The organism is Ethanoligenens sp., assembly GCF_047718355.1.
Taxonomy (GTDB): Bacteria; Bacillota; Clostridia; order Oscillospirales; family Ethanoligenentaceae; genus Ethanoligenens.
In genome coordinates, this window is sequence record NZ_JBDNLG010000001.1 from 57,238 (window position 1) to 73,332 (window position 16,095).

Consider the following 16,095-nt stretch of genomic DNA (forward strand, 5'->3'; position numbering starts at 1 on the left):
TATGAGAAAGGTATACGTGAAAGTTAATGCCGACCATTTTACAAACGGCATGGTTCTGCCGCGATCTTTCCAATGGGAAGACGGGACATCGTATGAAATTGACCGAGTAATTGATCGATGCAGGGCTGCATCAACAAAAGTCGGCGGTGTTGGTTGGAGGTACAAAGTTCGAATTTACGGCAAAGAAAAATTTATGTGGTTGGAAGATGGAGGACGATGGTTTATGGAAGGAATTTTGCCTTAGCAATTATAATATTGACATATGTATCCACATAATATATAATATACGTATCCACAAAATAGAGGAGGACTTTAATGCCACGAACAGGACGGCCAACAGAAAACCCAAAAACTTTAAGTACAAGGATACGTTTATCGGAAGGTGATGTTCAAAAACTGGAGCGCTGCTGTAAGGTGTTGGGTCTTACCAAAGCGGAAGTAATCCGGCAAGGAATTGAAGAAATGTATCAAAAAGCCCAGAAGCAAAAATGAAGCAGCCCGTACCCGTCGAAAGTACCGGACTGCTTCACACACCGACAGGGAAAGCCCCTATCTCTATAATTATATCAGATGGGGCTACCTTGTCAAACACAGAGTTTGAAAGGAGTTCCTTATGAACACAGTACAATCTATCACAAAATTGGAAGCCCTTATTGTCTCCTTGGCCGGATACTCCGCCGAGGACTACCAAGAGATCGAGGACGCCGTAGAGAGAGGTCTGGAGCGTGCACGAGTTTCGCTTGTGCTGGAAAATGGCATAAAAAAATAACAAAGGTGGTTGTAGCTCACACAGATAATCTGTCTGTGTGGGCTTATTTTTATAAATCCTGTACAAACATATGTTGCCATACAAAAAGATCTATGGTAAATTTAAAAAAAGCCATATTCCTTAATTTAAGCCGATTGCAGCACTTCTTTGCCTTCTATCATACTGAATCACAAAAATACAATTTCGTCAAGATGTAAAGGTTTGGCATAGGGAAGCCATTATATCAAACGGGGTCAGGCCCTCCATATTGGCTGATGATAACTTTGGCCAGCTGGGGATTGGTTTGCTTGATTTTAATCGGATATTGTAAACGTTTCTGATAATTCCACATAAACTTAAACCTCCGGATTTGCCATAGCTTCCCATGGCCATGGGTTCTTTACCCATTGCCACGTGTTGCCGGTGTTTGGTGTGTTCCAATCAAGCGGACCATACGAGCGAGTGTATTCCGTCACCAGCGCACTATGTTTTTGCTGGTATTTATTAAACAGCGCGATACCAGTTGTATCTGTGGGATGGGTATCCAAAAACAAGCGCAGTTCCTGCATGGCAAAGTCGATTGCGGCAATGTTTTGTAGCAACGTCATCTGCTCATTCATTTCGCACGCCTCCCCAACTCCGGTTGCCACGGTTTATCCAGTTCCGGATATAACGTGCCGCGTTTGAGCGCATATCCCGGCTCATAAACATTTTCCAGTTTTTGCATCGGCACATAGGCCATGGCCAAAGGGGTTCCGGGCGGAAAAAGCGGGTCGCCTGGACGTGGCCGTCCGGTTCCGCGCGAAGCATCATCTGTCACAGTGGTTTACTCCTTTCAAAATAGGCTACACCAACAGCATATGCCCTGTCCGTGCAGAAGGTGAACCACAACACCATCCTAGAAATGATTGTAGAATGTAATTTGCGGTGATCTGCCGATAATAAATCCATTGAATTATCAAAATGGTGTCTGTCCTTTTTTACCTAAACATCCTTTCTGTACACGGGCCGCTGCCAATATAAAAAGATTTGAAAATCAGGATTTGATTTTAACCCAAAGGATATGCACACCACCACAGAAACGCCGCATACGGTCCAGAACCGCAGCGGCGTTTATTTTGCGTTGAACAGATGTTCAACTTATATTGGGGCATTGATTGTGTTTTTCACCATTTACATGTCCGGATTTTCATCCGGTGCAGGAGCGGGATGCTCTACCGAAATATCCAGCTTACCATCTTGCAGGCCGATATGGATAATATCGCCGTCCAGCACATTGCCTGCGATGATCTTTTTGCCCACGGCGGTCTCTACATATTTCTGCATAAACCGCTTAACCGGTCTTGCACCATAAGCAGGTGTATACGACTGCTCCGCCATATATTTTTTAGCTTCGTCGGTCACTTCAAGTGTCCAGCGGTGGTCGTCCATGCGCTTCTGGATGGCACTCAATGCCAGATCAATAATGCGCACAATTTCCGCCTCACTCAACGGTTTAAACAGAACCGTCTCGTCAATGCGGTTCAGAAACTCCGGTTTAAAATGCAAATGCAGTTCTTTCTGCACCGCAGCTTCCGCTTCGGGCGCGATGCCGCCGTCCGGTCCGATGCCTTCAAGCAAATATTGGCTGCCAAGGTTGGATGTCATGATGACCACGGTGTTTTTAAAGTCTACCGTGCGCCCCTGGCTATCGGTCAAGCGGCCGTCATCCAGCAGCTGGAGCAGAATGTTGAACACATCGGGATGCGCCTTTTCAATCTCGTCAAATAAGATGACGCAATAGGGTTTGCGGCGCACGGCTTCGGTCAACTGTCCGCCTTCCTCATAGCCCACATAGCCCGGAGGCGCCCCAATCAGCCGAGCGACCGAGAATTTCTCCATATATTCCGACATGTCGATGCGTACCACATTGTTTTCACTGTCGAACAGTGCTTCAGATAATGCTTTGGCCAGCTCGGTCTTGCCCACGCCGGTAGGGCCAAGAAACAGGAAGGAACCGATTGGTTTGGTGGGGTCTTTCAGACCCGAACGCGCACGGATGACCGCGTCACATACGGCCTCTACGGCTTGTTCCTGCCCGATTACCCGATGGTGCAGGGTATCGCCCAGATGCAGGAGTTTCTGCCGCTCGTTTTCCACCAGTCTGGTAACCGGGATGCCCGTCCACTTGCCAACGATTTCAGCAATTTCCTCCTCAGTTACTTCTTCTTTGAGCAGATGGTCGCCAGATGCCTCAACGCGTTTCTTTTCTTCTTCCAACGATTTTTGCAATTCGGGTAGTTTGCCGTTTTTCAGAACTGCCAATTTTTCAAGGTCGTAGCGCCGTTCGGCTTCCTCAATTTCCCGTTTCACGCCCTCAATCTGTTGTTTCAGCTCTTTTTCACGCCCAATATCCTTTTTCTCCATTTCCCATTGGGCTTTCATCCGGTCGCCCTTTTCTTTGAGAACGGCCAGCTCTTTTTCGAGCGTGACCAGCCGTGTCTGCGAGGCGGCATCCTCCTCTTTTTTCAGTGCCTGCCGCTCAATTTCCAGCTGCATAATCCGCCGGGAAAGTTCATCCAGTTCGGTTGGCATACTGTCAATTTCGGTGCGGATCATGGCGGCGGCTTCATCCATCAGGTCAATGGCCTTGTCTGGCAAGAACCGATCACTGATATACCTGCTGGAAAGCTCCGCGCAGGCAATCAGTGCGCCGTCGGTGATGCGTACGCCATGGTGGATTTCAAATTTTTCTTTTAGTCCACGCAGAATGGAAATGGTATCCTCCACTGATGGCTGATCGACCACAATCGGCTGAAAGCGCCGTTCCAGCGCGGCATCTTTTTCAATGTATTTGTGATATTCGTCCATGGTGGTCGCGCCGATACAATGCAATTCTCCGCGCGCCAGCATTGGTTTGAGCAGGTTGCCCGCATCCATTGCGCCATCGGCCTTTCCCGCGCCTACAATGGTGTGGATTTCGTCGATGAACAGGATGATACGCCCATCGGATTTCTCTACGTCTTTCAGCACGGCTTTCAGCCGTTCCTCAAACTCGCCACGGAATTTCGCGCCCGCAATCAACGCCCCGAGATCCAGCGCAAAAATCGTCTTATCGCGCAGTCCCTCCGGCACGTCGCCTTTTAGGATACGCTGTGCCAGCCCTTCGACCACTGCCGTCTTGCCCACGCCCGGCTCACCAATCAGCACCGGGTTGTTTTTGGTACGGCGGGAGAGGATGCGGATGGCACGGCGTATTTCCGCATCCCGCCCGATGACCGGGTCCAGTTTACCGGACTTAGCCATCTCCACCAAATCGCGTCCATATTTTTTCAGGGAATCATAGGTGGATTCGGGGTCCTGCGATTCAATGCGCTGGTTACTGCGGACTTTTTGCAGTGCCTCCATAAATTTTTCCAGCGTGACGCCGAAATGGCGGAATACCGTTTCTGACGGTGTCCCTTTTTCTTTAAGTAATGCGATAAAGATATGCTCCACACCGGTATATTCGTCCTTGAATTTTTTGGACTCATCTTGTGCGTGTAAAAGCAACGTGCTGTACCGGCGGGTCAGATAGGTCTGCTCTGCGCCGCTGCCGGACACACGCGGCAATTTTGCCAACTGGTCATCCAGCTCCTTGCGGTATTGTTCGAGCGGAACGCTCATATACCCCAACAATTTGGGAATCAGACCGTCTTTTTGCTGTACCAGAGAGGTGTGCAGATGTTCGCCGTCCACCTGCTGATTGCCCAGCCGGATAGCCAGTTCCTGCGACGTGGAAATCGCTTCCTGTGCCTTGACGGTGAATTCTTCCATTGTCATATCCATTCCTCCTACACATGGTGCAAACGGCACCTGTTTTTTTCTTTGAAACCAGTATAGCAGATTGGTCAAAGAAAGTCAAAGTTAGTTTATCCGGTTTATCGCCGGATTTGCTCAAAAACCGCATTGGCAAAAAAGTGCTCGTCTATTTGCATGATTCCTCTTTCATTTTCGCCTATTTTTGCCCATACATACATGCTGTCCGCATCACATTTTTTAGAGATGAAAAAGCAGCGTCCGACAAAACGCCGGACGCTGCAAAATCTAATCCTGTTGTAGGCGATCTGTACAGAACTTATTCTGCCTGCTCACGATTTTCAAATAGCCGGAGTACTTTTTCTTTGTATTTGTTTCCTAACAGCGCAATCTCTTCATATTGGTCAAAATAAATGTTCCATGAAGTAAGGGAGTACCGCTCAATTTTGCGGATATGCCGTATATTGGCGGCATATGACTTATGGGTTTGAATCACATCCGGGCTGTTAATGCATCGAAGCACATCTTTGAGCGGCATCCGGCTGAGCAGGTAGTTGCGCTTGGCCGTATGGATGGTACACGCCCGTGCATTGATTTCCAGAAAAATGATTTCGTCCACATATACTTTGAAATTGTCGTGCCCGTTGTGAAACAGGCGGAACGGTCTGTTTGGCATCTGCGTACTTTCCTTGCTCAATAACAGATAACCGGTTTTTTTCAACAAGTTCGCATCATATGGCTTGATGAGAAATTCGTAACAATGCAGCTGCCGAAACGCATCAAGCATAGCATCCGCATATTGGCTGATAACAATCAGCCACGTCAATTGATACGGTGGCAGCTTTCGGATCTCCGCGGCGCAATGCAGTCCTGAACCATCCTTCAACTCTGTGTCAATCACGAGCAGTGAGAGCATCACTGTTCGTGCAACTTGCAGCGCCTCGTCTTCACTTTGCGCCTCATACACTTTTACCTGCATCGGAATTTCTAAAAAGAGCGCCCGAATGGTTTCCCGCTCTGTTTTCGATGCCGCCGCCAGCAGGATATTGATCATTTTATCGCCTCATTCGCATGATAGTTTCATTACGTCCATACAGCTGGCTGCTCCGATACCCCCGGAACATTTTGCACAGCAGTTATTTTGTTTCCGTCAAAAATAGCTGCCTAATGCAGGCAGCCAAAGTTACAAGATTGTCATGCAATGTATTAGTTACAAAATAGTTTCAATTAAGTAACATTTCTATTAAATATACCGGCTTTTTCGTGTAAAGTCAATAGATTTTGTTGGTTATAGAATGTCATAAATATTGGAAATTCCATGATATATTCTATCATTTACTCTTGTGTAAAAAAGGGGGGTTGGCTCAAAACCCACACAATTCGACTTAAAAATGCAAAACAGTACCTGTATGCCGCCTGCCATCAGGTTTGTGGGCGCACGCCGCATCCCTCCCGTACAGCAAAATCTCCGTAAAAAACAGCCGAAGACCAGCAAAATTTTGCTGGTCTTCGGCTGTTTTTTATGTAAACCGTTTTAACCGAAACGCTTAATGCAGAATACCCACCGCCACACAAAGCAGCATGAGCACACCCACAATGATGCGGTAATAGCCGAACACGCGGAGAGGCTTATGTTTCAAGAATCCGATAAACTTTTTAACCACAATCAACGCCACAAGAAACGCCACAACAAATCCCACGATCAGCGCGGCTATTTCAATGCCGGTTAACTGCATTTTTGCATCAAGTAAAGAATATGCTGTCGCGCCAAACATGGTAGGAATGGCAAGGAAGAATGTAAAATCCGCCGCCGCAACAGTGGTCAGGCCAATGACCCAACCACCGATGATAGTGGAAGCGGAGCGTGAAAAGCCCGGCCACAGAAACGAAATACATTGGAAAAGGCCAATAACGAATCCTTCTTTGACTCCAACATCTTCCATCCGTTTGATTTTCCGATTCTTACTGAAAGCCCGCTCACAGTAGATGAGCGCGATACCGCCGACTACCAGCGACAGCGCGACCGGGAGTGGAATCATCAACAAGTCGCCAATCTTTTTGTAAAGCAGTTTTGCCACGATCACCGTTGGCACCAGCGCGGCAATGATTCCAAGAGTCAACCGCAATCCGTACTGCCCACGCCCCAGATGGCGGAACACATCCACGATTCGTCTGCGGTACAGCACCACGACTGCGAGAATCGCACCAAACTGGATAGAAATCTCAAACAATTTGAAAAATTGTGCGTAAGCGCCTTTGTCTGTTCCCAAAAAAGCACCAACCAAAATCATATGGCCGGTAGAGGAAACGGGCAAAAATTCCGTGATGCCCTCGACAATGCCGAGGATCACCGCCTTGAGCAACAGAAGCAGGTTATCCATTCAAACAGTCCCTTCGCAATGATTGCAGCGATGACGCGCCGCGGAAATCCGCGCGCGAGTTTGTCGGCTTTTATTATACCGGGTATTTTATACATTAGCAATGTTTGCACGGCAAGGACGGGCATTTTTATGGAAAGTGAGCCATGACAGACATTTTTCGGTTCTGTTTTTTCAGATGTGCCATTTCATCCACCCATCCTGCATTTCAGAATTGAAAAAAGCGAATTTCATGGTATAATAACTGCGTAGACATCGTTTTCTTTATTATGAAGATTCTGTACTGCGTATACCGGTTTCTGTCAGGAATGCCGGTTTCCGCGCAGGGACCAAAACAAAGGGAATTGGATATATGGAACTGACTCAGGAAATCAAGCGTCTCAAAGCCGAACGGGGCGCCGTTATTGTAGCACACAACTATCAGGTCGACGAGGTGCAGGACATCGCCGATTACGTCGGTGATTCGTTCTATTTGAGCAAAATCTGCGCGCAGTCCGAGGCAAAAACCATTGTGTTCTGCGGTGTACGGTTCATGGCTGAAAGTGCAAAAATTCTTTCCCCGGATAAAACCGTGCTGCTGCCCGAGGCGCACGCGGGCTGCCCCATGGCCGACTCCATCACGCCGGAGGATGTACGCAGACTCAAGGCGGAACACCCCGGCGCGGCGGTAGTCTGTTACATCAACTCATCAGTGGAAGTAAAAGCGGAGTGTGACATTTGCTGTACCTCCTCCAATGCAGTGCGCATTGTGCGCAGTTTGAAGGAAAGGGAAGTCATCTTTGTACCCGACCAGAACTTGGGAAGTTATGTAGCCGCACAGGTGCCCGAAAAGCAGTTCACGCTGTTCAACGGCTGCTGTGTCACCCATGCCCGTGTGACCATGGACGAACTGAACGCCGCGCGGGCACTTTACCCCGACGCACCGGTGGCTGTCCATCCTGAATGTTCACCGGAAATTGTGGCGGCTTCTGATTTCGCGGGAAGCACCAGTGAAATTATTGATTTTTGCACCAGGAGCGATGCCAAACGCTTCCTCATCGGCACTGAGATGGGCGTGCTGCACAAGTTAAAAAAGGACAATCCCACAAAAGAATTCTACCTTCTGACCCCCCGACTCATCTGTACCAACATGAAGCTGACTACTTTGCAGAGCGTTCACCGCGCACTGGCGGAAAACAAAACGCAGGTCGAGGTGGAGGAATCCATCCGTCTGCGTGCCCGCACCTGTCTCGAAAGGATGTTGAACGCATGAATCCCGCTCTCCCACTTGCTGGGAAAACCGTGCTTGCCGCCATGAGCGGAGGGGTAGACAGTTCTGTCACCGCCGCGCTGCTTCAGCGACAGGGAGCCAGTGTCATTGGTATCACGCTCAATGTCTGGCCGGAAGAGGAAACGCCTTGCGCGCGCAGCTGCTGCTCCGTCACCGATGTGGACGACGCGCGCGCGGTATGCAATGTACTGGGCATCCCGCATTATGTTCTAAACACACAGGCTGATTTTAAACGCAGCGTCATCGACTATTTCACCGCAGAATATCTGCATGGACGCACGCCAAACCCGTGCATCGCCTGTAATGCACACGTCAAGTTTGCCGCCATGCTGCGCAAGGCAGATGAGTTCTGTGCGGATTACATTGCCACCGGGCATTATGCCCGTATCCAACGAGATGGTGAGTTTTTCCGCCTAACTCGCGCCGCCGACGCCCACAAGGACCAGACGTATGTCCTCTATATGCTCACACAGATGCAGTTGGGACGTATTCTGTTCCCTTGCGGCGGTTATGAAAAGCCGCAGATTCGCGCGCTTGCTAAAGAATTTGGACTGCCTACGTTTCAAAAAGCGGACAGCCAAGACCTTTGTTTTATCGGACGAGGCGGATATGCGGGGTTTTTGCGTGAAAACTGCGCCGATCTGCTTCGCCCTGGCAACATTGTGGATGAATCGGGGCACATACTCGGACAGCACGACGGCGTCTATCGCTTTACTGTCGGGCAGCATAAGGGGCTTGGTTCTTTTTCCGATAAAAAACTATATGTACTCTCCATCAATGCCGAACGCGCGGAAGTACATGTGGGGGAAAACAACATGCTTTTTGCCAACGGCGCACTGGTGGGCGGCCTCAACCGTTTGCTGCCGAACACACTCATGGACGCCGCGCGTGTAGAGGTGAAAATCCGTTACAATGCGCCCGCCGTACCCGCCACGGTTTACACACAGCCGGGCGGCACTCTGCGTGTGGAATTTGACGCTCCGCAGCGCGCGGTCACACCGGGGCAGGCGGCCGTCTTTTATGACGGTGACGCCGTACTGGGCGGGGGCATGATCGAACAGGCGATGGAACGGAATCTTCTGCAAGCATAAACCGGCGTTCCGCTGGCAGAACTGGAAAAAATCAGACAGACGTGTTATAATGGTCGCAATACCAAAACTACACAAAAAGCGGGTGCTTTCACTTTGCGACGGAAGGAGTCCTGCAACGTGTCCAACACTGAACCCGTACAAAAGCCCCGGATCGGCTGGATTGGCTTGGGCGTGATGGGCGGCAGCATGGCCGCACGTTTGTTGAACGCCGGCTATCCCCTCAGCATTTACAACCGCACAAAATCGAAATGTGCGGCTTTGATTGCGCAAGGCGCCATTTGGCGGGAAAATCCAGCAGCGCTTGCCCGAAATACGGATATCATCATCACCATGGTCGGTTATCCCAGCGATGTGGAGCAGGTGTATCTGGAGCCCACGGGCATTCTGGAAAACGCGTGCAAAGGCAGCACCGTCATCGACATGACCACCTCGAAGCCTTCGCTTGCCAAGCGGATTTATGAGACGGCAAAAACCCATGGGCTGAATGCGCTGGACGCGCCGGTTTCCGGCGGGGATGTCGGCGCGCGCGACGGCACTTTGAGCATCATGGTCGGCGGCGATCAAGCCGTATACGATACCATGCTGCCTGTTTTTAAAGCGATGGGGAAAACCATTGTGCGGCAGGGCGATGCGGGTGCTGGCCAGCACACCAAGATGTGTAATCAGATTGCCATCGCGGCCAACATTATGGGAGTCTGCGAGTCCCTTGCATATGCCAAACGGGCAGGACTCGATCCGGAAACTGTTTTGCGCTCCATTGGCGGTGGTGGGGCTGCAAGCTGGCAGCTTTCAGCCTATGCGCCCCGCATTTTAAAGGGAGATTACAGTCCCGGATTCTACATCAAACATTTTCTCAAGGATATGCGCATTGCGCTTGAGGAGGCCGAGGCAATGAATCTCCATACGCCTGCGCTTGCCTTGTCTAAATCGCTGTATGAAAAACTGTCTGCCAAAGGGCTAGACGACGAGGGAACACAGGCGTTGTTCCGGTTATACCAACCTTGAGCGGCGGGATATTTGCAATTTGAAAAAATCCTGTCCAGATTTGCAAAACATACATATTTGGATAATGGACAGCGTATACTTGTACACATCTGCCGCGCATTCGAACTATTGGAAAATTACGTTCAAATGATTGTAATGAAAGTGGAATCAGGCACGACTACGTCGGATATATTTGCGCGTTTGCTGTGCAATCTCACAAATTTGATTACAAAGCAGGGAGAAACCCTTGCAATACATTGTGAACGATAGTATAATTCGCTTGATAACTTGGTTGCGGGATGCCGTAACCTACAGATGCAATCTTTTACCCAGCACATCCGAAAATACGGGAATTGCCGCTTTCGGCATATATAAAAACGGGTATTAAAGGTGGCGTGCGTAAGGCCGAAGGGTTGCTTTGGGGAGGAAAATCCATGTTAAACGCAAAACAGATTCTCAGCACACTGGTCCTAAACGAAATCTACAAATATGTAGATAAGGACCCGATGAAGAACTTGAACAAGATGATCAACTGGGCTGAGAAAGTGATGACTAAGACCAGTTACGCGTCTATGGTCGGCATGTTCCGGGAGATTGCCGAGGACCCGAACAGCAACTGGTATAAGTTGATTGAGCGCTATTTTAGCGAGCTGAACAAAAATACGCAGAAAAGCTTTTTGACTAACTTTATCGTAAACGCCGGTATCGTGGGCAATACGATTATTGATAAAAGCAAAGCGAAATATGACTGCAACGTGCCATGGGCCATCCTGATGGACCCCACCACGGCGTGCAACCTCAAATGCACCGGTTGCTGGGCGGCGGAATATGCCAACAGCATCTCCATGACCTATGAGCAGCTTGCCAGCGTGATTGAGCAGGGCAAGAAACTGGGCATCTACATGTATCTATTCTCCGGCGGCGAACCGCTGGTTCGGAAAAAGGATCTGCTCCGGCTGGCCGAAGAAAACAGCGATTGCATGTTCCTCGCCTTTACCAACGCCACATTGATCGACGAAGAGTTCGCCGCCGAGGTCGAGCGCCTTGGAAACTTTGCGTTTGCCATCAGCGTGGAAGGCTTTGAGGCCGAGACCGATATGCGCCGTGGCAAAGGCACCTATCAAGCGGTCATGAAGGCCATGGACATCCTGCATCGCCATGGCATCATCTTTGGTTTCTCCACCTGCTACCACAGCAAAAACACCGATGTGGTCGGCAGTGAGGAATGGCTTGATCTCATGATTGAAAAGGGTTGCACCTTCGGCTGGTACTTTACATACATGCCGATTGGCAAAGACGCGGTCACTGATCTGCTTGCCCGTCCGGAGCAGCGCGAGTACATGTACCACCAGCTGCGCAAATTCCGTGGCACCGATGCACACAACGGCACCAAGCCCATTTTCCTGCTCGACTTCTGGAATGACGGCGAGTATGTGGACGGCTGCATCGCCGGTGGCCGCGTATATCTCCACATCAATGCCAACGGCGATGTGGAACCCTGCGCGTTCATCCACTACTCCAACGCAAATATTAAGGAACAGAGTTTGATTGAAGCCCTTCAATCTCCGCTGTTCCAGGAATATAAGAAAGGGCAGCCTTTCAACGAGAATCTGCTGCGCCCGTGTCCTCTGCTGGATAACCCGGAAAAACTGCGCGGCATGGTGGATCAAGCCGGCGCACATTCTACGCAGTATCAGGATAACGAGAGCGCTGCGGAAGTCACCGCAAAATGCGACGAGATTTCCCAAGAGTGGAAAGAAACCGCTGATAAACTTTGGGAAACCAACACGACCAATCTGAGCAAAAAGGAAACCATCGGCAAAAACGCTGATTGATTTTACGATATTCTATCGTCCCAAAAGGGGCTGTTGCAAAACGAAAGTTGAGCAACAGCCCCTTTTTATACGTTAAAGGCAATTTCTACGGGCGACTATCCGTTGGAAACTGGCCGCACGGTTGAAAATGCAAACGCAGCAACGCTAGCGATGTATTTGCTGTTGACCGCAATCTGCACATGATATGTGTACTGTTCCGGCGACTTTCGATAACCAATCCCGTGGGCAAGCAAAATCGCCGATTCTATCCCTTTTCCGTATTTGCAAGGGAGGTCGTTAGGTTTTTTTAAAGCGATTCATCCGGCGAATCAGGAGCAGCAGAATGACAGCAATCAAGATTGCCGATATGACGCAGATGGGCAGCACCCATTTTTGATAGGTTTCCTGCGTGACCAATGCTTTGGATACATGAATGGTTGCTGTGGTTTCCGCTGTCCATGCCGCGTTCATTGCGGTAAGCGTGGCCTTGATTTCTACTGTGCCGGGTTTGTCCACATATAAAGTACCGGTCGCGGCATCAATTACGGCTTGCGTATTGCCGCGGTCTGCCACAGAGTAAACGATTTGTGTGGTCGTGTTTGCCGCTGTGAAACAGGTGAGGAGCGGCTGCGCTGAAAATCGCGTGCTGGTGTTGTTCTGATCCGCCGGAATGGTGATGCGGGTCGGACCCTCAAGAGCGAGCGCGCTGTCTGTAAATTTGAGGGGGACGGACTGATGCGCCTGAAAAAGCAAACGGTGTCCCGCCGCGTTCGGGTGCGGGTCGAAATCAGATTTGGAAAGGTCGGCGTTGGTCAACTTTTCAGTTTTGTGCTGTGCGAATAGACTGTGTGCATCCGCCACAGCGTATTGACCGGATTTTGCATGGCCGGAGATAACGGCGTCGATCTGTTTAATATACCGGTCGGCATACTCGCCAAGGTCGAAATGTAAGACGACCGGCAGGCTGACAATCATCCCTTGATACGGATCAATTAGTGTGGTCGCGATGATTTGTGCATGGGGAGCCAGCTTTTTGACCTGCGCGACAATCTTGTCCCAGTTTTGGCTGAAGGTTGTGACAGCGCTCTGGAACTGCTTTTGCATTGCTGCACCGGTAATTTTTTGAATGGCGTTCAGCAACGAGGCCGGTGAGGTGGGTTGCAGACTGGAGAATATCGGGAGCAAATCATTGCCGCCAATAGAGATGGTTACAATATCGGATTTTTTGATTTGCTTCATCATGGCTTCGTCGGAAGTGAGCAGTTTGAGAAGGCCGCTGCTGTTCAGTCCCACACGTGCAAGATTGGTGGTCTGTGCGGATAGATAGGACCCGTACAGATTGACATAGGCATTGCTGCTTTGGCTGAGTTTATATCCGCTCGCGATAGAGTCGCCCAAAGCAGTATAAACAAGGGAACGAGTCTTTGGCGTATCGGCTTGTGCCGGAAAGGCGGCGAGTAAAAAAACAAAAACAGTGAGCAATGCAAGGAAACATTTCTTTGAGGTGCTGATATACATATGTAATCTCCGAACTATTTGCAGTTTGTTTTTATAGATGAGGCTTGTGTTAGTGAACCGTATAACCCATTTTAGCATAACGCAAATCGAGTCAAAAGACAATGGGAGTGGTTTACATTTTTTGGAGAATACACAGCTTTAAAACAGGTCTATGGAACATCAGTGTCTATAAACCACAATAAATAGACAAGAAATCTTGTGATTTTACATAGATTTTACAGAATCAGTGAGAGTGAAGATTGACAGGAAATTAAAGAGTCAGTATACTAATAATGGGATTTGCTATAGCTTCAGAACCGTTTGTTTTTTGGGTATAAAAAGAAAAAACGCAGAAAAGGAAAAATATGGGATTGTTGGAGAAGATATCATTTTTGGTTCCGGTATATAATTCCAAGCACACCATTGAGATGGTGGTGCGGCGTATCGCGGCGGCTGTCCACACATTAGAGACACCTGTGGATTTTGAAATCGTGCTGGTAGATGACGGCAGCCGGGACGGCGTATATGATGTCTGTCGGGCACTTGCGGTGGAATTGCCGTATGTGCGTCCGTTCCAGTTGGCGCGCAATTTTGGACAAGCCAACGCGCTGATGGCTGGGCTTAACCAGATCACCGGCGATTATGTTGTCTGCCTGGACGACGATCTTCAGACACCTCCGGAAGAATTTATAAAACTTTACCACACTATGCAGAGCGGCGGATTTGATGTGGTATATGGGTATTATGAGCACAAAAAACACAGTGCTTTCCGCAATTTTGGCACGTCGCTCAACGAATCCATGCAGACATTCATCCTCAATAAACCATGTAATATCCACACCTCCAGCTATTTTATCGCTAAACGTTATGTGGTGGATATCGTCAAGCAGTATGACAAGCCGTTTCCCTATCTGCCCGGCTTGTTCCTGTTGATGACGGGCAGTGTGGCCAGCGTCCCCATCCATCACGATGCAAGACATGAGGGTCGGTCTGGTTACGGACTGGTGAAGCTGCTGGAGTTGTGGCTGAATGGCTTTACCAATTTTTCAGTCAAGCCTTTGCGCATCGCGTCGTTTGCGGGCACCATTATTGCGCTGGTGGCCTTTGTGATGATGATTGTGCTGTTCATCTTGAAACTGTCTGGGCAGGATATCCAAATGGGTTGGACTTCCACCATCGTGATTCTCCTGTTCATTGGCGGCGTGCAGTTGCTTTCTGTGGGTATTTTAGGGGAATATATCGGCCGCATTTATCTAAGTGTAAACCAAACACCGCAATATGTCATCAAGCCTGAATCCCCACACGTTGCAGACAACGCTGCGGCGCGTGTGGGGCAAACGGAAAAAAAGCCGGAGGGGGTCTGATACCATGCCACAGGCGGTCGCCATCATTGGCGCAAACGATTTCCAGAACCAAGCAATCCTGTTGGCAAAATCCCTTGGGTATGTGACACATGTTTTTGCGTGGGCAGACGGTGCGGTTGGAAAAGATACGGCGGACTATTTTTATCCCATCAGCATCACGCAAAAGGAACAGATTCTGGAAATCTGCCGGAAATTGCGTCTGGACGGCGTTTTTTCTATTGGTTCTGATTTGGCTGTCCCTACAGTCAGTTATCTTGCCGCACGACTTGGTTTGCCGGGCAACAGTGAGGCATGTGCGGCGGTATCCACCAATAAGTACCAGATGCGGCGGCGGTTTCTTGAACGGGGTATTCCTACGCCACGCTTTTGGGAAGTGGCTGATGCGGTGGGCTGCGATGCGATAGAAGCGGCGTTTCCGTTGATTGTGAAACCAACCGACCGTTCGGGCAGCCGGGGCGTGACCCGCGTGGAGGACGCACAGTCTCTGCGGGAAGCGGTTGCACGGTGCGTTGCGTGTTCATTTGCAAAGAAAGCGATTGTGGAAGAATTTATCGAGGGTGATGAGTACAGCGCCGAGAGTATCACTTTCGCCGGGCAGCACCGTCTGCTGGCTGTGACAAAGAAATTCACCACCGGTGCGCCGCACTTCATTGAAACGGGCCATGTTCAACCCGCACCTGTTTCACCGGACAGGGTACAGGATGCGGTTTATCAGGCGCTGGATGCGCTGGAGATCACCAATGGTGCATCCCACGCGGAATTTAAGATTACACCCGCAGGCGATGTGAGGTTGATTGAAGTGGGTGCGCGGATGGGCGGCGACTGCATCGGCTCTGATTTGGTACGGCTTTCCACTGGTTATGATTTTTTGAGGATGACGCTGGACGCAGCATGTGGCAAGGCACCGGACTTTACGCCTGTTTCCGAACCGCAGACTGCGTTTGTGCGGTTTCTTTTCGAGCAGGAAGATCTGGATGTTCTGCGTGGGTTGCAGATAAGCGAGTCTGCAGTTCTCCGGCGGGTGAGCGCTATCGATTTGCCGGACGGCAGACAGGTGACCGACAGTTCCACCCGGCTGGGGTATTATATCGGCGCTTGTGCGGACGCCGCACAGTTCGAGAAATTGTGCACCCAGATACATTTGTGCACAAAGGGATAACGGTGAGGGGATA

15 protein-coding genes and 1 pseudogene are annotated in these 16,095 nt (G+C 49.8%); 9 read left to right on the top strand and 7 right to left on the bottom strand.

Annotation, left to right across the window (positions count from 1 at the left end; genetic code table 11):
• Position 1 precedes the first annotated feature (1 nt).
• The 3 genes from ABF463_RS00315 to ABF463_RS00325 all read left to right on the top strand — a co-directional run bounded on the left by ABF463_RS00315 (position 2) and on the right by ABF463_RS00325 (position 769).
• Complete coding sequence (locus ABF463_RS00315) at positions 2-244, top strand: hypothetical protein (RefSeq protein ID WP_415531535.1); 243 nt, start codon at positions 2-4, stop codon at positions 242-244.
• 71 nt (positions 245-315) lie between these two features.
• Positions 316-492 carry a hypothetical protein gene (locus ABF463_RS00320; protein ID WP_415531536.1) on the top strand — a complete coding sequence of 59 codons (177 nt, stop codon included), beginning with the start codon at positions 316-318 and terminating at the stop codon, positions 490-492.
• Positions 493-613: 121 nt separating this feature from the next.
• Positions 614-769, top strand: coding sequence for a hypothetical protein (locus ABF463_RS00325; RefSeq protein ID WP_415531537.1), 156 nt, complete (start codon positions 614-616; stop codon positions 767-769).
• 232 nt (positions 770-1,001) lie between these two features.
• On the opposite strand, the pseudogene ABF463_RS00330 reads toward ABF463_RS00325, so the two are convergent.
• From ABF463_RS00330 to ABF463_RS00355, 6 genes and pseudogenes are all read right to left on the bottom strand, one after another.
• Positions 1,002-1,100, bottom strand: a pseudogene (locus ABF463_RS00330) (manganese catalase family protein); the annotation flags it as partial.
• 4 nt (positions 1,101-1,104) lie between these two features.
• Positions 1,105-1,368, bottom strand: a complete 264-nt coding sequence (locus ABF463_RS00335; protein WP_415531538.1) for a spore coat protein CotJB — start codon at positions 1,366-1,368, stop codon at positions 1,105-1,107.
• A complete protein-coding gene (locus ABF463_RS00340) occupies positions 1,365-1,568 on the bottom strand; it encodes a spore coat associated protein CotJA (RefSeq protein WP_415531539.1) in 204 nt (67 codons plus the stop codon). The genes ABF463_RS00335 and ABF463_RS00340 overlap by 4 nt, the downstream gene beginning before the upstream one ends.
• Positions 1,569-1,921: 353 nt before the next feature.
• On the bottom strand, positions 1,922-4,549 hold the full coding sequence (gene clpB / locus ABF463_RS00345; RefSeq protein ID WP_415531540.1) for an ATP-dependent chaperone ClpB: 2,628 nt from the start codon (positions 4,547-4,549) through the stop codon (positions 1,922-1,924).
• Positions 4,550-4,844: 295 nt separating this feature from the next.
• Positions 4,845-5,579 (bottom strand): LytR/AlgR family response regulator transcription factor, encoded by a 735-nt coding sequence (locus tag ABF463_RS00350; protein ID WP_415531541.1) that lies wholly within the window; start codon positions 5,577-5,579, stop codon positions 4,845-4,847.
• A gap of 493 nt (positions 5,580-6,072) precedes the next feature.
• Positions 6,073-6,906, bottom strand: coding sequence for an undecaprenyl-diphosphate phosphatase (locus tag ABF463_RS00355; RefSeq protein ID WP_415531542.1), 834 nt, complete (start codon positions 6,904-6,906; stop codon positions 6,073-6,075).
• Between the two features lie 349 nt (positions 6,907-7,255).
• Between ABF463_RS00355 and nadA the strand changes: the two genes are divergently transcribed.
• From nadA to ABF463_RS00375, 4 genes are all read left to right on the top strand, one after another.
• A complete protein-coding gene (nadA, locus tag ABF463_RS00360; RefSeq protein WP_415531543.1) occupies positions 7,256-8,155 on the top strand; it encodes a quinolinate synthase NadA in 900 nt (299 codons plus the stop codon).
• The gene (gene mnmA, locus ABF463_RS00365) at positions 8,152-9,264 is read left to right on the top strand and encodes a tRNA 2-thiouridine(34) synthase MnmA (RefSeq protein WP_415531544.1); all 1,113 of its coding nucleotides are present in this window, start codon (positions 8,152-8,154) and stop codon (positions 9,262-9,264) included. Before nadA ends, mnmA begins: the two co-directional genes overlap by 4 nt.
• A gap of 117 nt (positions 9,265-9,381) precedes the next feature.
• Positions 9,382-10,269, top strand: coding sequence for an NAD(P)-dependent oxidoreductase (locus ABF463_RS00370; RefSeq protein WP_415531545.1), 888 nt, complete (start codon positions 9,382-9,384; stop codon positions 10,267-10,269).
• Positions 10,270-10,682: 413 nt separating this feature from the next.
• Complete coding sequence (locus tag ABF463_RS00375) at positions 10,683-12,083, top strand: radical SAM protein (RefSeq protein WP_415531546.1); 1,401 nt, start codon at positions 10,683-10,685, stop codon at positions 12,081-12,083.
• Between the two features lie 276 nt (positions 12,084-12,359).
• On the opposite strand, the gene ABF463_RS00380 is transcribed toward ABF463_RS00375, so the two are convergent.
• Positions 12,360-13,580, bottom strand: a complete 1,221-nt coding sequence (locus ABF463_RS00380) for an SGNH/GDSL hydrolase family protein (protein WP_415531547.1) — start codon at positions 13,578-13,580, stop codon at positions 12,360-12,362.
• 371 nt (positions 13,581-13,951) lie between these two features.
• Here ABF463_RS00380 and ABF463_RS00385 point away from each other — a divergent pair, with 371 nt between their 5' ends.
• Together ABF463_RS00385 and ABF463_RS00390 are read left to right on the top strand one after the other, a co-directional pair.
• A complete protein-coding gene (locus tag ABF463_RS00385; protein ID WP_415531548.1) occupies positions 13,952-14,923 on the top strand; it encodes a glycosyltransferase family 2 protein in 972 nt (323 codons plus the stop codon).
• Positions 14,924-14,927: 4 nt separating this feature from the next.
• Entirely contained in the window at positions 14,928-16,082 is a 1,155-nt protein-coding gene (locus tag ABF463_RS00390; protein ID WP_415531549.1) for an ATP-grasp domain-containing protein, read from the top strand.
• Positions 16,083-16,095: the final 13 nt, after the last annotated feature.

Bases quoted from the DNA above. Each gene is read 5' to 3' on its own strand.
- ABF463_RS00315 (WP_415531535.1), top strand. From the start codon at position 2: ATGAGAAAGGTATACGTGAAAGTTAATGCCGACCATTTTACAAACGGC.
- ABF463_RS00320 (WP_415531536.1), top strand. From the start codon at position 316: ATGCCACGAACAGGACGGCCAACAGAAAACCCAAAAACTTTAAGTACA.
- ABF463_RS00325 (WP_415531537.1), top strand. From the start codon at position 614: ATGAACACAGTACAATCTATCACAAAATTGGAAGCCCTTATTGTCTCC.
- ABF463_RS00335 (WP_415531538.1), bottom strand. From the start codon at position 1,368: ATGAATGAGCAGATGACGTTGCTACAAAACATTGCCGCAATCGACTTT.
- clpB (WP_415531540.1), bottom strand. From the start codon at position 4,549: ATGACAATGGAAGAATTCACCGTCAAGGCACAGGAAGCGATTTCCACG.
- ABF463_RS00350 (WP_415531541.1), bottom strand. From the start codon at position 5,579: ATGATCAATATCCTGCTGGCGGCGGCATCGAAAACAGAGCGGGAAACC.
- ABF463_RS00355 (WP_415531542.1), bottom strand. From the start codon at position 6,906: ATGGATAACCTGCTTCTGTTGCTCAAGGCGGTGATCCTCGGCATTGTC.
- nadA (WP_415531543.1), top strand. From the start codon at position 7,256: ATGGAACTGACTCAGGAAATCAAGCGTCTCAAAGCCGAACGGGGCGCC.
- mnmA (WP_415531544.1), top strand. From the start codon at position 8,152: ATGAATCCCGCTCTCCCACTTGCTGGGAAAACCGTGCTTGCCGCCATG.
- ABF463_RS00375 (WP_415531546.1), top strand. From the start codon at position 10,683: ATGTTAAACGCAAAACAGATTCTCAGCACACTGGTCCTAAACGAAATC.
- ABF463_RS00380 (WP_415531547.1), bottom strand. From the start codon at position 13,580: ATGTATATCAGCACCTCAAAGAAATGTTTCCTTGCATTGCTCACTGTT.
- ABF463_RS00390 (WP_415531549.1), top strand. From the start codon at position 14,928: ATGCCACAGGCGGTCGCCATCATTGGCGCAAACGATTTCCAGAACCAA.